11 protein-coding genes and 1 pseudogene are annotated in these 15,115 nt (G+C 70.3%); 2 read left to right on the forward strand and 10 right to left on the reverse strand.

Translation table 11 applies throughout. The features are described 5' to 3' along the window. Positions 1 to 32: 32 nt before the first annotated feature. From BMG523DRAFT_RS25400 to BMG523DRAFT_RS16150, 5 genes are all read right to left on the reverse strand, one after another. Positions 33 to 209, reverse strand: a complete 177-nt coding sequence (locus BMG523DRAFT_RS25400) for a hypothetical protein (RefSeq protein WP_157902540.1) — start codon at positions 207 to 209, stop codon at positions 33 to 35. An 89-nt stretch (positions 210 to 298) separates the two neighbouring features. Further along, positions 299 to 742 (reverse strand): cytochrome c oxidase subunit 4, encoded by a 444-nt coding sequence (locus BMG523DRAFT_RS16135; protein ID WP_011436902.1) that lies wholly within the window; start codon positions 740 to 742, stop codon positions 299 to 301. Beyond that, a complete protein-coding gene (gene ctaD / locus BMG523DRAFT_RS16140; protein WP_108913839.1) occupies positions 739 to 2,505 on the reverse strand; it encodes a cytochrome c oxidase subunit I in 1,767 nt (588 codons plus the stop codon). Before ctaD ends, BMG523DRAFT_RS16135 begins: the two co-directional genes overlap by 4 nt. Before the next feature lie 260 nt (positions 2,506 to 2,765). Beyond that, complete coding sequence (locus BMG523DRAFT_RS16145) at positions 2,766 to 4,586, reverse strand: glycoside hydrolase family 15 protein (protein WP_043591490.1); 1,821 nt, start codon at positions 4,584 to 4,586, stop codon at positions 2,766 to 2,768. Positions 4,587 to 4,856: 270 nt separating this feature from the next. Then, complete coding sequence (locus BMG523DRAFT_RS16150; RefSeq protein ID WP_011436905.1) at positions 4,857 to 6,656, reverse strand: thiamine pyrophosphate-requiring protein; 1,800 nt, start codon at positions 6,654 to 6,656, stop codon at positions 4,857 to 4,859. Positions 6,657 to 7,070: 414 nt separating this feature from the next. On the opposite strand from BMG523DRAFT_RS16150, the gene hpnR reads away from it, so the two are divergent. Further along, complete coding sequence (hpnR, locus tag BMG523DRAFT_RS16155) at positions 7,071 to 8,579, forward strand: hopanoid C-3 methylase HpnR (RefSeq protein WP_011436906.1); 1,509 nt, start codon at positions 7,071 to 7,073, stop codon at positions 8,577 to 8,579. A gap of 83 nt (positions 8,580 to 8,662) precedes the next feature. Here the strand turns inward: hpnR and BMG523DRAFT_RS16160 are convergent, their stop codons facing one another. The 4 genes from BMG523DRAFT_RS16160 to BMG523DRAFT_RS16175 all read right to left on the reverse strand — a co-directional run bounded on the left by BMG523DRAFT_RS16160 (position 8,663) and on the right by BMG523DRAFT_RS16175 (position 12,824). Beyond that, complete coding sequence (locus tag BMG523DRAFT_RS16160) at positions 8,663 to 9,847, reverse strand: cytochrome c oxidase assembly protein (protein WP_011436907.1); 1,185 nt, start codon at positions 9,845 to 9,847, stop codon at positions 8,663 to 8,665. A gap of 26 nt (positions 9,848 to 9,873) precedes the next feature. Continuing rightward, positions 9,874 to 11,238: a Dyp-type peroxidase gene (locus tag BMG523DRAFT_RS16165; protein WP_051623896.1), complete on the reverse strand. Its 1,365-nt coding sequence runs from the start codon at positions 11,236 to 11,238 to the stop codon at positions 9,874 to 9,876. Next, positions 11,235 to 11,975 carry an SCO family protein gene (locus BMG523DRAFT_RS16170; RefSeq protein ID WP_011436909.1) on the reverse strand — a complete coding sequence of 247 codons (741 nt, stop codon included), beginning with the start codon at positions 11,973 to 11,975 and terminating at the stop codon, positions 11,235 to 11,237. Before BMG523DRAFT_RS16170 ends, BMG523DRAFT_RS16165 begins: the two co-directional genes overlap by 4 nt. A 312-nt stretch (positions 11,976 to 12,287) precedes the next feature. Next, the gene (locus tag BMG523DRAFT_RS16175; protein WP_011436910.1) at positions 12,288 to 12,824 is read right to left on the reverse strand and encodes a MarR family winged helix-turn-helix transcriptional regulator; all 537 of its coding nucleotides are present in this window, start codon (positions 12,822 to 12,824) and stop codon (positions 12,288 to 12,290) included. Between the two features lie 80 nt (positions 12,825 to 12,904). Here BMG523DRAFT_RS16175 and BMG523DRAFT_RS16180 point away from each other — a divergent pair, with 80 nt between their 5' ends. Then, positions 12,905 to 14,785, forward strand: a complete 1,881-nt coding sequence (locus BMG523DRAFT_RS16180) for a chloride channel protein (protein ID WP_051623897.1) — start codon at positions 12,905 to 12,907, stop codon at positions 14,783 to 14,785. Here the strand turns inward: BMG523DRAFT_RS16180 and BMG523DRAFT_RS16185 are convergent. After that, positions 14,755 to 15,115, reverse strand: a pseudogene (locus BMG523DRAFT_RS16185) (thiolase domain-containing protein); the annotation flags it as partial. The gene BMG523DRAFT_RS16180 and the pseudogene BMG523DRAFT_RS16185 overlap by 31 nt on opposite strands.

The raw sequence follows: 15,115 nt of genomic DNA on the forward strand, positions 1-15,115 counted from the left end.
CGGTCGCTCCGCGTCGGCGGAGCCCGCCGGAGTCAACGCCGTCCCCGCGGAAGCAGTGCCATCACGCCCCCGAAGGCGAACACGGCGCCGGCGAGCACGAGGGTGTCACCCAGTGCCCGGCTCGTCACGACCACGGCATCGACAGCGAACAGCGCACCGGCAAGCGTCGCGAACGCCGCAGAGAGCGCCAGACCGCGTGGAAAGATCATATACTCCTCCTTCGGGCTCATCGCCGTACGCCGCCGTGGCGGCCCCCACCGGCCTTCACCGGCCTTCACCGGCGCCCCTGTATCGACCATCACCGGCCCTCGCCCGGTGCGGAGGTGCCGTGACCCCGGGCGGCGTCCTGCGAGTTCTTCTCATCGGTGGATTCGTGCTGGAACACCAGGCCCACGATGGTGATCGCGGTCAGCACGCCACCGATGAACAGCAGCCAGTAGCTGATGATCGGCCCCAGCAGGAGCAGCCCGAAACTGACCGCAATCGCCGCCGGCCAGTAGCTGAACGGGCTGAAGAAGCCGATGTCACCGGCCCCCTCGGGGATCTCGATCTGGCTGTCGTCGGCGGGCAGGCGGCTGCGCCGGCCGGTGTACCAGAGGAATCCAGCGACCAACAGGCTCATCACCATGCTGAAGATGAGCGCGGCCGCACCTGCCGGGTCATGTCCGGTGAACAGGTACACCCCGCCGGTGACCAGGAAGAACAGAGCCAGAACGGCGAACAGCCGGGCGGAGGTAATCACCCGGCCGCGTCCGGGTCCACCGCGGTATCACGCCGCGAGGCCGTCTCCCCCTCGACGGAGGCCAGCTCGCGCCGGTGCCTCTGGTCGACCCGGCGCGGCTGCCGCTGGCGACCTTCCCGCCCCTCCGGCCCCTGCCGGGGGTGGTTCAGGTCGAAGGCCGGCCGCTCGGATCGGATACGGGGTATCTGGTGAAAGTTGTGCTTCGGTGGTGGGCAGGACGTCGCCCATTCCAACGAGTTCCCGTAGCCCCAGGCGTCACCACTGGTCGCCGGGTCACCATGCCGCAGCGACCGCCAAACATTGTACAGAAACGGTAGGGTGGACAGGCCGAGCAGGAAGGAGCCGGCACTCTCGATCGTGTTCAGCGTGGTGAAACCGTCGGTGGGCAGGTAGTCGGCGACCCGCCGCGGCATTCCCCTGACACCCAGCCAGTGCATCGGCAGAAACGTCACGTGGAAACCGACGAGAAGACTCCAGAAGTGCAGCTTCCCCAACTTCTCGTTCAGGAACCTTCCCGTCACCTTGGGGAACCAGAAGTACACACCGGCGAACGCGGAGAAGACGATTGTCCCGAACAGGACATAGTGCAGATGACCCACGACGTAATAGCTGTCGGTGACGTGAAAGTCGATGGGTGGGCTGGCCAGGGTGACCCCGGTCAGCCCACCGAACAGGAAGGTGATAAGAAATCCGATCGAGAACAGCATTGGCGTGTTCAGGATGATCGTTCCGCGCCACATGGTGCCGATCCAGTTGAAGAACTTCACCCCGGTCGGGACGGCGATCAGAAAGGACAGCAGAGAGAAGAACGGCAGCAGCACGGCACCGGTCGCGAACATGTGGTGCGCCCACACCGCCATCGACAGCGCGCCGATTCCCACGGTCGCGAAGACCAACCCCCGGTACCCGAAAATCGGTTTACGGCTGAACACCGGCAGGATCTCCGTGACGATGCCGAAGAAGGGCAGCGCGACGATGTAGACCTCGGGATGACCGAAGAACCAGAAAAGGTGCTGCCAGAGGATCGCTCCTCCGTTGCTCGCGTCGTACACGTGGGCGCCGAACCGGCGATCGGCCTCCAGCGCCAGCAGGGCCGCGGTGAGGACCGGGAACGCGAGCAGCGCCAGCACCGACGTAATCAGCACGTTCCAGGTGAATATCGGCATTCGGAACAGGAGCATGCCCGGCGCGCGCAGCGTGATGATCGTGGTGATGAAGTTGACGCTCGCCAGCACGGTGCTCAGCCCGGACATCACCAGGCCCACCGCCCACAGATCACCGCCGAGGTGCGGCGAGTACTGCGCCGAGGTCAACGGGGAGTACGCGAACCAGCCGAAGTCCGCCGCCCCGCCCCGGGTCAGGAACCCGGAGACGACGATCAGACCGCCGACCAGATACAGCCAGTAGCCCAAGGCGTTCAACCGGGGGAAGGCGATGTCAGGCGCCCCGATCTGCAACGGGACAAGATAGTTCGCGAACGCGGAGAACAGCGGGGTCGCGAACAACAGCATCATCACCGTGCCGTGGATCGTAAAAAACTGGTTGTACCGCTCGTTCGAGACGATCTGTAGACCGGGCCGGGCCAGTTCCCCCCGCATTAGCATCGCGAGGATCCCGGCGAATAGGAAGAACCCGAACGAGGTCACCAGATACATCAGACCGATCGACTTGTGATCGGTCGTACCGAGGATGTCCAGGGCCGTCGGCGGCTCCCCTCGCTGCTCCCCGACACTCGGCGGAAAAGGACGGACCTCGACCGTCATCGGGCCATCCGACCAGACACGGCCACGTCGGGCACGAGTTCCTCCTCGCATACTATTCAAGCCAGCGAAAACGGGCGGTCTCGACAACCGGACATGCCGCCAGGATCACCCGCTACGAATGGCTCACCCGCTCGTCGGCGTATGGATGTACCGGCAGTGCATCACGTCTCTACCAACCTCCGCCGCGTTGAAACGCCCGGCCACCGGAAAATCCACTCCCCACAGATCCGCGACCGCCGCCGGGCCGTGACCGAGACGCCTCATCCCGGGTCGGTGCCGTCGAGGGGTCGGAGGGTGGCGGCAGTCTCCAGAACCAGGGCATGGACGAACGCCTGGGGAATGTTGCCACGCAGCTGGCGCTGAGTGACATCGAACTCCTCGGCGTAGATGCCGGGCGGCCCGCAGGCGGCGCGGCCACGCTCGAAGTACCGCCGGGCCTGATCGTGCCGGCCGGCACGGTGGTAGGCCAGCGCCAGCCAGAAGCCGCACAGCAGGAAGGCCCCTTCGGCCACCCCGAGCCGGATCCCGGCATGATCGAATCGGTAGACGTAGCCGTCGTCGGTCAGCTGCTCGGCCACCGCCCGCAGCGTCGCCACCGACACCGGGTCGCGGACGTCGACCGCTCCCCGCACCGCGGGCAGCAGCAGCGCCGCGTCCACCCGCGGGTCGTCGGTCGCCCGCTGCCAGCGCCCGCTCGAATGCCGCATCTCCTCGCGGGCGGCGCTGAGCAGCCGCCTTGCCAGCGCCCGCCAGCCGTCGGCCTCCCCCACCCCGGCGCCGTCCACGCCGGCCAAGGCGAGCAGCCCTGCCGCGCAGGTCAACCGGCTGTGCGTCCAGTGCCGCGGCTCCAGCTCCCAGACCCCTGTGTCCGGGATCCGCCAGCGTGCCGCGATCACCCCGGCGGTCACCGCCGCGGCCCGCCGGGCGTCATCGGTCAGCCGGCCCCGCCGCGCCGCGGCCGCCAGCAGCAGCGCCGCCTCCCCGAAGACGTCCAGCTGGAACTGGTGGCCGACCTTGTTCCCGACCACGTCGTCGCCGCCGGGGTACCCCGGCAGATCGAGTCGGCGCTCGTCCGGGATCGGGCCACCGCGGGCGGTGTAGGCCGGACGCAGGTTCGGGCCGTCCGCCAACAGCCGTTCGGTGACGAACGTGACGGCGTCGTCGAGCAGCCCGTCGAGGCCGGCCCGCGCGGCCGCCAGCCCCGCGTAGCACTGATCTCGGATCCAGACATACCGATAGTCGTAGTCGCGGCCCTGACGGGCCCGCTCGGGCAGGGAGGTGCTGGCCGCGGCCACCATCCCGTGCCCGCCGCCGGTCAGCCCGCGCAGCACCGCGACCGCGTGCTGAGCGTCGCGGACACCGGCCAGGCTCGACAGCTCCGGTACCGCGGACCGCCAGGCCCGCTTCGTCTCGGCCCACAGCACGTCCGGGACCGGACGGTCCGCCGGCAGCTCACCGAGCTCCAGCACAAGATCGAGACAGTCGCCGGCCCGCACCAGGCGCTCCGCGACGAGACTGCCACCGCCCGCATCATGGTCGATCCGGGCGACCGCCGCGAGCCGTCCCGACCAGCGCAGCTCCAGCTCGCCGACTCGCCCGCACCAGGCCTCCACCCCGTCCGGCCCGTCCGGCCCGTCCAGCCCGTCTTGCCGCAGCCCCGCCACCGCCCGCCGGCCGAACCCGGGACGCGGATCCAGCGTCACCCGCACCGGCACGGTCCCCTCGACCCCGAGAATCCGGCGCAGCAGCACCGCACGGTGCCGCCGCCCGGGGAGGGCGAGAGCCTCCCGGCACTCCGCCACGCCCGCCCGCGTCACCCACCGGCTGTGCCAGATCAACGACCGGTCCTCGTAGTAACCGCCCCAGGTGAAGGCGGTCGCCGGAGTCACCGAGTAGGAGCCGGCGCCACCGATCAGCGTCGAGAACACCGCGTCGTCCGCCCACGAGGGCACGCACATCCAACACACGCGGCCGTCCGGGCCGATCAGCGCACCCCGTTCCCCGTCCGCGAGCAGGGCGAACTCACGCAGCGTCGGCACCAGCCCCGGATTATCGTCCCGCTCGCTCCGCTCCGCTGTCATCGGCGCGTGCCCTCCACATCCGGCATGCCCACCCCCTTCCCTGCCCCGCCACTCCCCGGACCGGGCTGTCACTCCCTCGGCTGTCGGCACGACGTAGGGGTTCCGCTGCCGGCACGACAGCTGCCGACACGGCACCTCGGCACGGCACAGGCCGCGATGCCCAGGCGCTCGATCGCCGGCACAGCGGCTACCTCCCGAGGTAGGGGCCCGAGGTAGGGGATGGCCTCCCCGGGCGGGGTGGCGGGAACGGGCAGATCGCAGGTGGGGAAACTACCTGCGGGCGGCGTGCGGGAGGTGCTCCCTCGCCTCCTGCCACTTGCCCTTGAAGCCCTGCACGGCGATGCCGACGGCCTCTGGGTCGCCCTGCAGGAACGCCCGGGCGGTCTTGCGCATCTGCTCGGGCCGGACGTGCGGCGGCAGCGGCGGCACCTTCGCGTCGACAACGACCTCAAGCACAACCGGCCGGTCCGCAGCCAGCGCCTGTTCCCACGCGGCACCGATCTTGTCCGGCGAGTCGCAGCGGATCCCGGTGAAACCGAGGAGCCGGGCGAAATCCGCCGCCGGCACATACGGGATCTTCTGCGTCTCGACATTGATCCGATCACCCGCCATCACCCGCTGCTCGTAGGAGACCTGGTTGAGGTCCTCGTTCACGAACACGGTGAACACCAGCCGCGGATCGGTGTTCATCCTCTCCCAGTACCGCTTGACCGTGAACAGCTCGTTCATGCCCAGCATCGAGAACGCCCCGTCGCCGACGAACGCGATCACCGGTCGTTCCGGATAGGCCAGCTTCGCCGCCACCGCGTAGGGCACTCCGGGCAGCATGGTCGCCAGGGTTCCCGACAACGACGCCTTCATGTCCCCACGGATGCGCAGGTAACGGGCCCACCAGGTGGTCGCCGACCCGGAGTCCGCGGTGAGGATCGCGTTATCGGGCAGTCGCTTGTCCAACTCGTACGCGACGATCTGCGGGTTCATCGGATCCGCCCGCAGCCTGGCCCGGTCCGCCAGCACCCGCTGCCAGGTCGCCACCTCCCGTTCGATGAACCGCCGCCAGGAACGGTCCTCCTTGCGGATGAGCAGGGGAATCAACTGGCGCAGCGTCTCGGCCGCGTCGCCGACGAGATGAACATCCATCGGATAACGAATACCGATCATCCGGCCGTCGATATCGATCTGGACGCCGGCGGCCTGGCCCTCCCGCGGCAGCCACTCCGAGTAGGGGAAGCTCGTCCCGACCAGGAGGAGCGTGTCGGCGCCCATCACCATCTTGTGGCTGGCTTCGCTGCCGAGCAGCCCGATGGGGCCGGTCACGAACGGCAGGGTATCGGGGAGCGCATCCTTGCCGAGCAGGGCCTTGGCGACACCCGCGCCGAGCAGGTCGGCGGCCTCCGTCACCTCCTCGCGGGCGCCGGCCGCCCCTTGCCCGATCAACATCGCCACCCGGCGGCCCCGATTCAGCACGGCGGCGGCGCGGCGCACCTCGTCCGGATCCGGCAGGATGCGTGGTTTCGTCCAGCCAATGCTGGTCCGCACCGCCCCGTGCTCATGCGGAGGCTCGGTGTACTTCTCCTCCTGGACATCCTCCGGGAAGATCAGGCAGACCGGCGCCCGGCTGGACAGCGCTGTCTTCATCGCCCGATCGACGAGATGACGGGCGCTGGGCGGGGCCATGCAGTACTGCACGTACTCGGTGACGTCCTTGAACAGCGAGATCAGATCGATTTCCTGCTGGTAGTGGGCGCCGAGGGAGGTCCGCCGCTGCTGGCCGACGATCGCCAGCACCGGCTGATGGTCGAGCCGGGCGTCGTAGAGACCGTTGAGCAGATGGATCGCCCCCGGGCCGGAGGTCGCGACACACGCGCCTACCTCACCGGTGAACTTGGCGTGCGCGCAGGCCATGAACGCCGCCATCTCCTCGTGCCGGGTCTGCAGGAACCCAGGATCACCGCCGGCCCGGTCGAAAGCCCCGAGGAAGCCGTTGATGCCGTCCCCGGGATAGCCGAATATGCGGTGAACACCCCAGCCGGTCAACCGCTGCAGGACATAGTCCGCGACCTGTGACATAGCTGCGCTTCCCTCCCACCCATCGATCAGCCGACCGCCGCTCGCACCAGCACCGTGAGTCTGGGTATGGACGGTGCACGCCACCGTCAAACCCGTTCGTCGCGGCCGGTCCCGGCCGGTCTCTCGTGCCGTTGAAGGACCGTCGCCCGACGCACCGACGTCATTGTCAGCCGAATGTAAGGTTCGTTCCCGAGTCATGCCGGCATCCCGGGGCAGGAACAGGAAGATGACAGGCGACGCGGAGTCGGCGCCCGGGCGGAGAGCGACCCACGGGCGACCCACGGGCAGTACCCGGCACGCAGGGTCCCCGGCACGCACGTTCGGGGCGGGACCGCATCAGTCCGCATCAGTCCGATCCGCCCAGGCCCGCCCTCGAACACCTAGATCCGTCCCCGAACAGGCGAGAGGAGCAACATGCGTGTCCTGCTGGTTCATCCCAGCGCGCTGATGTACTCGAAGATCTTCCTACGGCTCGAACCGCTGGGGCTGGAACGGGTGGCGGCCGCGCTGCTCGCCGCGGGCCACGAGGTGAGCATGCTCGATCTTCAGGTGGAGAAACCGGCCGCCTACGCGCGCCACCTGCGAAAGTGCCGTCCCGACGCGGTGATGTTCGGGGTGAACTATCTCGCGAACGTCCCCGAGGTCATCGAGTTCGCGCACCGGGCGAAGCGGGAACTGCCCGACTGCCTGGTCGTGGCCGGCGGCCACAGCGTCTCCTTCATCGCCGAGCACCTGCTGAAGCAGTGCGACGGCGCACTCGATGTGGTCGCGCGCGGCGAGGGCGAAGTGGTCGCCCCACGCATCCTCGAAGCCGACCGCGCCCGTCTCGCGGACGTCCCGGGCGCGGTCACCGCCGACGGGGCGGGCCCGACCCCGGCCCTGCTACCCGGCCTCGACGAGCCGCTACCGGCCCGCCATCTGCTGGCCCACCGCCGCCGCTACTTCATCGGGGAACTGGACCCGTGCGCCTCGGTCGAGTTCACTCGCGGCTGCCCATGGGACTGCTCCTTCTGCAGCGCCTGGACCTTCTACGGCCGCAGCTACCGCCGCCTCTCCCCGGACGCGGCCGGCGAGGAACTGTCCGCCATCCGGGAACCGAACGTCTTCATCGTCGATGACGTCGCCTTCATCAGGCCTGAACACGGCATGGCCATCGCCGATCAGGTCGAACGCCGAGGGATTCGCAAACGGTACTATCTGGAAACCCGTAGCGACGTCCTGCTGCGCCATCCCGAGGTGTTCGAGCGCTGGCGCCGCCTCGGCCTCGAATACATGTTTCTGGGCATGGAAGCCCTCGACGCGGACGGCTTGGACCTCTACCACAAGCGGATCTCCCCGGACGAGAACATCCGCGCCCTCGAAGTTGCCCGAAAGATCGGCATCACGGTCGCGGTGAACCTCATCGCCGACCCGGACTGGGACGAGAAGCAGTTCCGTCTCGTCCGCGAATGGGCGTTGTCGGTGCCGGAAATCGTGCATCTCACGGTGTGCACCCCCTATCCGGGTACGGAGATCTGGCACACCCAGTCCCGGCGGCTCACCACCCTGGACTACCGGCTGTTCGACATCCAGCACGCCGTCGTCCCCACCCGGCTCCCCCTCGACCGCTTCTACCGCGAGCTCGTCGCCACCCAGGCGGTCCTCAACCGCAAACACCTGGGCGCGAAGGCGCTTGCCGCGACCGCCCGGATCGTCGCCGCGAACCTGGCGCGTGGCCAGACGAACTTCCCACGGATGCTCTGGAAATTCCCCCGGGTCTACAATGCCGGCCGGCTGTACGCCGAGCACCAGCATCCCGCCCGCTACCGGCTGCCGGAGCCCGTCCCCGCGGCCATGACCCCGCGGCGGCGCGAGCTGTACGTCCATCAGCCCGCCGCTCGCCACCCAGTGGCGAGCAGGGAACGGGAGAGGACCGATCCATGACGACCGGGAGGCGGTCCTGCCGCTGAGGCTGCCACGGTCTCGGCTACCGCGGTCGCACCGGTCAACGGTCGTGCCCGCCCAGGTCAACGGGTCGTGTCCAGGCGAGCGAGCCAGTCATTGTACGCCCGCCAGCTCGCCTCATCATCGTCGAGGTCGACGGATCGCGCCCGGGCGGCCGGTCTGGCGACCACCATGGTGGTGGGGGCGGGTTCGTGGCCGGTGTGGGTGGCAAAGGTCGCGGTACGGGCCCGTTCCAGCCAGCTCGAACGGGCCCGGCGCACCGGCTCGGGTTTACGCGTCCATACCCGAAACAGCAGCACGATGAGCACAACCATGATCCCGTCACCGACGACCCACATGATAGCGCCGCCGGTCTGAGTGTCCAGCAGGGGGCTGCTGCCCCAGGTGTGCGGTGCCATGGCAATCGGGGTGCGGGACTGTAGCAGGACGACGCCGACGAGGGTGTCGACGCCCATGGACAGGATGACGAGCGCGAGCCGGCCGGGCATGGACAACCGCCAGCGGATCGGTTCGTCGCCGACGAGCAGCACGAAGAACTGGTAGCCGGCAGCGAGGTAGAGAACGTGTTCGAGCTGGCCGAGCCAGGGCCGGGCCATCGCCTCGTTCATGAAGCCGGTGAGGTGGGTTCCGATGATCGTGATGGCGTAGCCGGCGAGGGCGGCGGGCGGGGAGACCAGGACGCTGACCGGCCATGAGCGGATCATCTTACGGACCCTGGTGTGCAGGGGGTTGCCGACAGCGTGCAGCAGGAGGATGAGGGGCCGGCCCGCGACGAACAGCGGTGGCGCCACCATGATCAGCATCAGATGCTGGACCATGTGCATGCTGAACAGCGCTTCATCGTAGACGCCGACGGCGCTGCTCGTCGCGAGGACCACCACCGCGACACTGGCGAGGTGGGCGCAGGTGCGGGGCCAGGGCCAGGACCGCGCGGGATGGCGGGCGCGGACCCGGGCGACGCCCCACAGGTACAGGACAGTGACCGGCACGAGGAAGGCGAGCGCGGCCGCGTCAAGCTGCCAGGTGTCCACCAGACGCGCCGGGGTCAGCGGGGGCGGCCCGTCGCCCTGGCCCCAGCGGCACCACGAAACCGGCAACAGGGGTGTCGTCGGCTGGCGGCGGGTCCACCAGGTGGCCGCGGCCGCCGCCCCCGCCATGACAGTGACAGCGGCCAGCGCGACCCGGGCACGGCGCCCACGCCTTCCGCGCTCGCCGAGATCGATCAGAGATGAGGTGTCCCGGGTCATGGTGTCTCCGCGAGGTCGGGGTGCGCTCATGCGCCATCGAGGAGCTGCTGAGCGAGGAAGCCGCCCGGCGGCGGGGCGGGTGGGATGGCGAACAGGGCGTTGGAGGTATGCCGGATGAAGGTGCTCAACGCGTCGGAGGCGGCGAGGGCGCGCTGGACGGGAACGAAGGCGGTACGTGGGTCGGCCTGGTAGGCTTGGAAGAACAGCCCCGCGTCCGGTTCACCGGTGGCGTCGAGGCCGTCGTCGTAGGAGTAGCCGCGGCGGAACATCGCGACGCCGCCGTGGAACTGCGGATGGGCCAGTCGGATGTGGGCGTTGACGGCGATCGCGGGCCGGCCGTCGGCAGTGCGGGCGGCGAAGTCCGGCGCTGTCGTCTCGCCCCCGCCCTGGTCGGCGGGCGGGGCGGACAGCGGTGCGCCATCGGACTTGCGCCGGCCGATGACCTCGCTCTGCGCCGCCTCGGTCAGCCGGTCCCAGCTGTCGAGCAGCATGCGGATCCGCCGGCAGACGACGTAGGTCCCGCCTCGCATCCATGCCGGCCCGTCGGCGGCCCACACCGCGAGGTCGAACTGTGCCGTGCCCGGCCGGGGATTGTCGGTGCCGTCGACCTGCCCCATCAGGTTACGCGGGGTGGCATCGGGGTCGGCGGCACCGGCCGCGGTGCGCTGGAACCCTCGCTGCACCCAGCGAGGCTGGACGTACGCAGCGGCGATGCGACGCAGTTGGCGGGCCGCCGAGTAAGCGACCATCGGGTCCTCCGCGCAGACCTGCACGGCGAGGTCCCCGCCGCCACGGGCCGCGTCGATCCGGTCGCCGGGCAGGGCAGGGATGTCCGCGAGCGGACCGGGAATCCGCGTGTCGAGGCCGGCGCGGCGCAACGCTGACGCGCCGAGCCCGACGGTGACCGTCAAGGCGGCCGGCCCGAGCCCCGCCGTGTCCCGCTCGGCGCCGGCGGTCGGTTCGCCGCGCATCAACACCGCCGAGGCCGACGTCCAGGTCCGCAGCAGCGCGGCGAGGGCGGATCGGACCGCCGTCGGCTCGGTCGAGATCAGGTCGTAGGCGGTGAAGATCAGATGCGCGGGGGCCCGTTCGGCGATCCCGGGCTGGTGACGGCCGTCACCGGCCACGGCGGCCACCGCGGCGCGGCGAGCCGCCTCGACCGGGTTCGGCCGGTCCGGTAGCAGGCGTTGCGTGCCCAGGGCGACCCCCGTGCCGAGGACGACTCCGCCACCGAGGCCGAGCAGCCCGGCGCCGCCCAGCAGCCGACGGCGGTCCGGCCCCGGCCGTCCGCGCTCGTCGACCGGCGCGGCTCCCGGGCTTCCGGTCGGCGCGTCGGTCGGCGCGTCGGTCGGCGCGTCGGTCGGCGCGTCGGTCGGCGCGTCGCCGGTCACGCGTCGCCCCGCAGGAGCAGCGGGAGGTCATGGGCGTAGTCGGCCACCGGGGTGCCGGCGAGGTAGACGACACGCGCCTGGCCCTTCGGCGTGAATGCCAGGACCTGAGCACCGTGGTCCACGGTGTAGCTCCCGTCGGCCTGCCGTCGCGGCGGCTCCAGCGGCACCCCGACGCTGCGCGCGGCGGTGTCGATGGTCTTCACGTCACCGGTCAGGCCGACGAAGGTGTGGTCGAACATGTCCAGCCAGTGGCGGATCACCGGCGGGGTGTCCCGCGCCGGGTCCGAGGTGACGAACACGACGCTCGTCTGCCGGCGCACGGCCGGGGAGACCTGCGTCAACGCGGCGGCGAGATCGGCCATCGTCGTCGGGCAGATGTCCGGGCAGTGGGTGTAGCCGAAGAACAGCAGGGTGAGCCGGCCCGCGGCATGCGGGCGCAGGTCGTAGGGCCGCCCGGCGGTGTCCGTCAGACGCAGGTCCGGCATCGCGATCGGTGCGCCGAGCGTGGTGCCGCGGATCCCCGCGCTCGGTGACGTGGATGCGCCGCGCACCAACGGGCCCGCCGAGGAGCCTCCCGAGGAACAGCTGGAGATCGCTACGAGAGCGACGAGAAGGACGAGGGGGAGGACGGGAACGAGGAATGTCCGGCCGGGAGGAAGGAACGGGCGGTCGGTCCCGGCGGGGGTGGACAGGCCACGGCGGAACCGGGTGGCGCGAGGCGCCGGCATGTAGGGCATGGGAGAACTCCAGACTGGGTACTACCCCGGCGACACGGTGTGACGCGAACCCGTCACTTTCGGCGATGATTCGGATGAGATACCCCAGGGGATCTCCACCCGGCCCGGCCGGGGCGGAACCGTGCCCGGCGAGATGGGCAAGCGCGGAGAGGGCCACGCATGTGCCGGCGAACACGGTTGTTCGCATCACGCGTGCCCCCGCTCCGGCGGACGCCTCCATGCCGTCAGAGTGTAGGAGCCTTCCCGACCGAATGTTCTACGTGACGTCGAAGATTTGGGTCGAAGATTTTGTCGGCCACCCGCGAAGGCCGGTCAGGTCCAGCCGAGGGCCGAGGCGTCCCGACCGGATATCGCCGCCGGTTCGCCGCCGGCGTCCGCGAAGGCGCGCAACGCGCCGACCAGGCTGCCCCGCACGTCCGGAGCGAGCCGGGCGACGATCGTCGCGATCTCGGCCCGGCGCCGGGCGGTGACCTCGTCGACGAGGCGCCGGCCCGGCCCGGTCAGCTCGACGATGACCTCCCGCCGGTTACGCGGGTTGCCGACCCGGAGGATCAGCCCGGCAACGACGAGCCGGTCGGCCATCCGGGTGGCCGTGGAGGGGTGCACGTCAAGCGACTCGGCGAGCTCCCCGGCGCGTTGCGGTCCACGCCCGGCGAGCACGACGAGCATCCGGAACTGCGGCAGGGTGACATCCTCGCCGACGGCGGCGATCGAGCGGGCCGACACCGCCACCAGCAGCCGGGATGCCGTCAGGACCGCATCGGTGACCTCGTCGACGTCCACGCCCGGCACTCCCGCGGGGTCGGGAACCGAGGGCGGCAGGGCGGAGCCATCCGGCGGGCATGCCATGTCACCGTTTTACCGCGCAACGCGATCTCTACTCGGACCGGATCATGGCAAGCACAAAGCAACAGTTGTATGGTGCAAACATGCCGGTGACGTCACGCGGGATCTCCACCCGATGGGCAGCCCGTCCGGAGATCTACCAGCACCGAGCCGGCGCCGTCCTCGCGGCCCTGGCCGTCATGATCGGCGCGGGGGTCGGGCTCGGCGCGGTCGCCTTCCGCGGGCTGATCAACCTCTTCACAGAGGTGTTCTGCGGCCGGGCGGACTGCTCGGTCGGCGGACGGCTGCCCAACCCCCACATCCCGGACCTGGGTTTCTGGTTCCTGCTGGCCGTCCCGGTGATCGGAGGCTTGGTCTACGGACCGCTCATCCACCGGTTCGCCCGGGAGGCCCGCGGCCACGGAGTCCCCGAAGTGATGTCCGCCGTCGCCGAACGCGACGGCCGCATCTCCCCCCGCGTCTCGGCGGTGAAGTCACTGGCCTCGGCGTTGTGCATCGGTGCCGGAGGGTCGGTCGGCCGGGAAGGCCCGATCGTGCAGATCGGCGCGTCCCTCGGGTCGGCTCTCGGCCAGCTCCTGCGCGTGCCGGGCCGCCGGCTGCCGATCCTCGTCGCCTGCGGCGCCGCCGGCGGCATCGCCGCCACCTTCAACGCCCCCGTCGCCGGCGTCCTGTTCGCCCTGGAGGTGATCCTGCGGACCTTCACCGCCGAGGCCTTCGGCGTCGTCGTGCTGGCCGCCGTCACCGCCAGCGTCATCGGGCGCGCCGCCTTCGGTGACACTCCCTTTCTCAGCCTGCCCACCTTCGCCCTTCACAGCCAGGGCGAATACCCCCTGTTCATCCTGCTCGGCGTGGTGGCCGGCCTAACCGGCGTGCTGTTCACCCGCCTGCTCTATCTCATCGAGGACCTCTGCGACTGGGCCTGGCGCGGCCCCGAATGGCTACGCCCCGCTGTCGGCGGCCTGCTCCTCGGCACCGTCCTGCTCGCCCTGCCCCAGATGTATGGCGTCGGCTACCCGGTCCTCGAACACACCGTTCACGGCGGGTACGCCCTGTGGTTCCTGCTCGTCCTCATCGGCGGGAAGATCGTGGCCACGAGTCTCACCATCGGCATCGGCGGCTCCGGCGGCGTCTTCGCCCCGTCCCTGTTCATCGGCGCGTCCACCGGCGCCGCCTTCGGCACCCTCGCCCACCATATCGCCCCGGGCACCATCGCCCCTGTCGGGGCCTACGCCCTGGTCGGCATGGGTGCCGTCTTCGCCGGCGCGGCCCGCGCGCCCATCACCGCCGTGCTCATCCTGTTCGAGCTCACCGGCGAGTACACGATCATCCTCCCCCTGATGACCGCCGTCGTCGTCGCCACCCTGACCAGCCGGCTCCTGAGCACCGACACCATCTACACCCTGAAGCTGACCCGCCGTGGCGTCGACCTCGACGCCTCCCACGACCTGCGCCGCCTGCGGGCCATCCCGGCCACCGCCGCGATGCGGTCACCGCCCCCGCCGGTCCCGGCCGGCGCGCTCCTCTCCGAGGTCGCCGCCCTGCTCGCCGGCTCGCCGTTCCCCGCCCGCCCCGTCACCGACGGACACGGGCACTACCAGGGGATCATCACCACACCGGCCGTCACCCACGCCCTCGAGACCGACGCCCGGGCCGAGCAGCGCGCCGCTGGCGACCTCGCTGTCCGCCCTCCCGCCCTCACCGTCGACGACAGTGTCGCCACCGCCCTGCATGCACTCACCGACGACCCCGGCGCCCCGGGCCTGCCCGTGCTCACCAGCGACGGCCATACCGTCGCGGGATGGGTCACCCACCAGTCGGTACTTGCCGCCGTCTACCCGCCGCCGGCCGAAACGGGCGGGACGCGCACCGAACCGGTCCAACGCGTCGACGAACACCGCCTTCAGGGTCAGGTCACTTTTCCCGGTGAGATCACTCATCGCACACGCTCCAGGACACTCGCATAGTTGGCGACCGCCAGGCCACCCATGTTGAACACCCCGGCGACGGTGGCCCCGGGGATCTGCATCGCCCCGGCGGTGCCGGTGAGCTGCAGGACCGCCATCACATGCTGGGACACCCCGGTGGCACCAACCGGATGACCCTTGGCCTTCAACCCCCCGGAGGGGTTGACCGGCAGCGTGCCGTCCCGGTCCACGACCCCNNCGNNGATGACCTGCCCCCCGCCGCCCGGCGGGCACAACCCGACGACCTCGTACTCCAGCAACTCCGCGATGGTGAAACAGTCGTGCAGCTCCAGCAGGTGCAGGTCGGACAGCCGCACCCGGGCCTGCCCC

Source organism: Frankia sp. BMG5.23, assembly GCF_000685765.2.
Taxonomy (GTDB): Bacteria; Actinomycetota; Actinomycetes; order Frankiales; family Frankiaceae; genus Frankia; species Frankia casuarinae.

Coding starts and splice junctions, on each gene's coding strand:
- BMG523DRAFT_RS16145 (WP_043591490.1), bottom strand. CDS start 4,586: ATGACAGCGGAGCGGAGCGAGCGGGACGATAATCCGGGGCTGGTGCCG.
- BMG523DRAFT_RS16160 (WP_011436907.1), bottom strand. CDS start 9,847: ATGACCCGGGACACCTCATCTCTGATCGATCTCGGCGAGCGCGGAAGG.
- BMG523DRAFT_RS16150 (WP_011436905.1), bottom strand. CDS start 6,656: ATGTCACAGGTCGCGGACTATGTCCTGCAGCGGTTGACCGGCTGGGGT.
- ctaD (WP_108913839.1), bottom strand. CDS start 2,505: ATGACGGTCGAGGTCCGTCCTTTTCCGCCGAGTGTCGGGGAGCAGCGA.
- hpnR (WP_011436906.1), top strand. CDS start 7,071: ATGCGTGTCCTGCTGGTTCATCCCAGCGCGCTGATGTACTCGAAGATC.
- BMG523DRAFT_RS16175 (WP_011436910.1), bottom strand. CDS start 12,824: ATGGCATGCCCGCCGGATGGCTCCGCCCTGCCGCCCTCGGTTCCCGAC.
- BMG523DRAFT_RS25400 (WP_157902540.1), bottom strand. CDS start 209: ATGATCTTTCCACGCGGTCTGGCGCTCTCTGCGGCGTTCGCGACGCTT.
- BMG523DRAFT_RS16180 (WP_051623897.1), top strand. CDS start 12,905: ATGCCGGTGACGTCACGCGGGATCTCCACCCGATGGGCAGCCCGTCCG.
- BMG523DRAFT_RS16170 (WP_011436909.1), bottom strand. CDS start 11,975: ATGCCCTACATGCCGGCGCCTCGCGCCACCCGGTTCCGCCGTGGCCTG.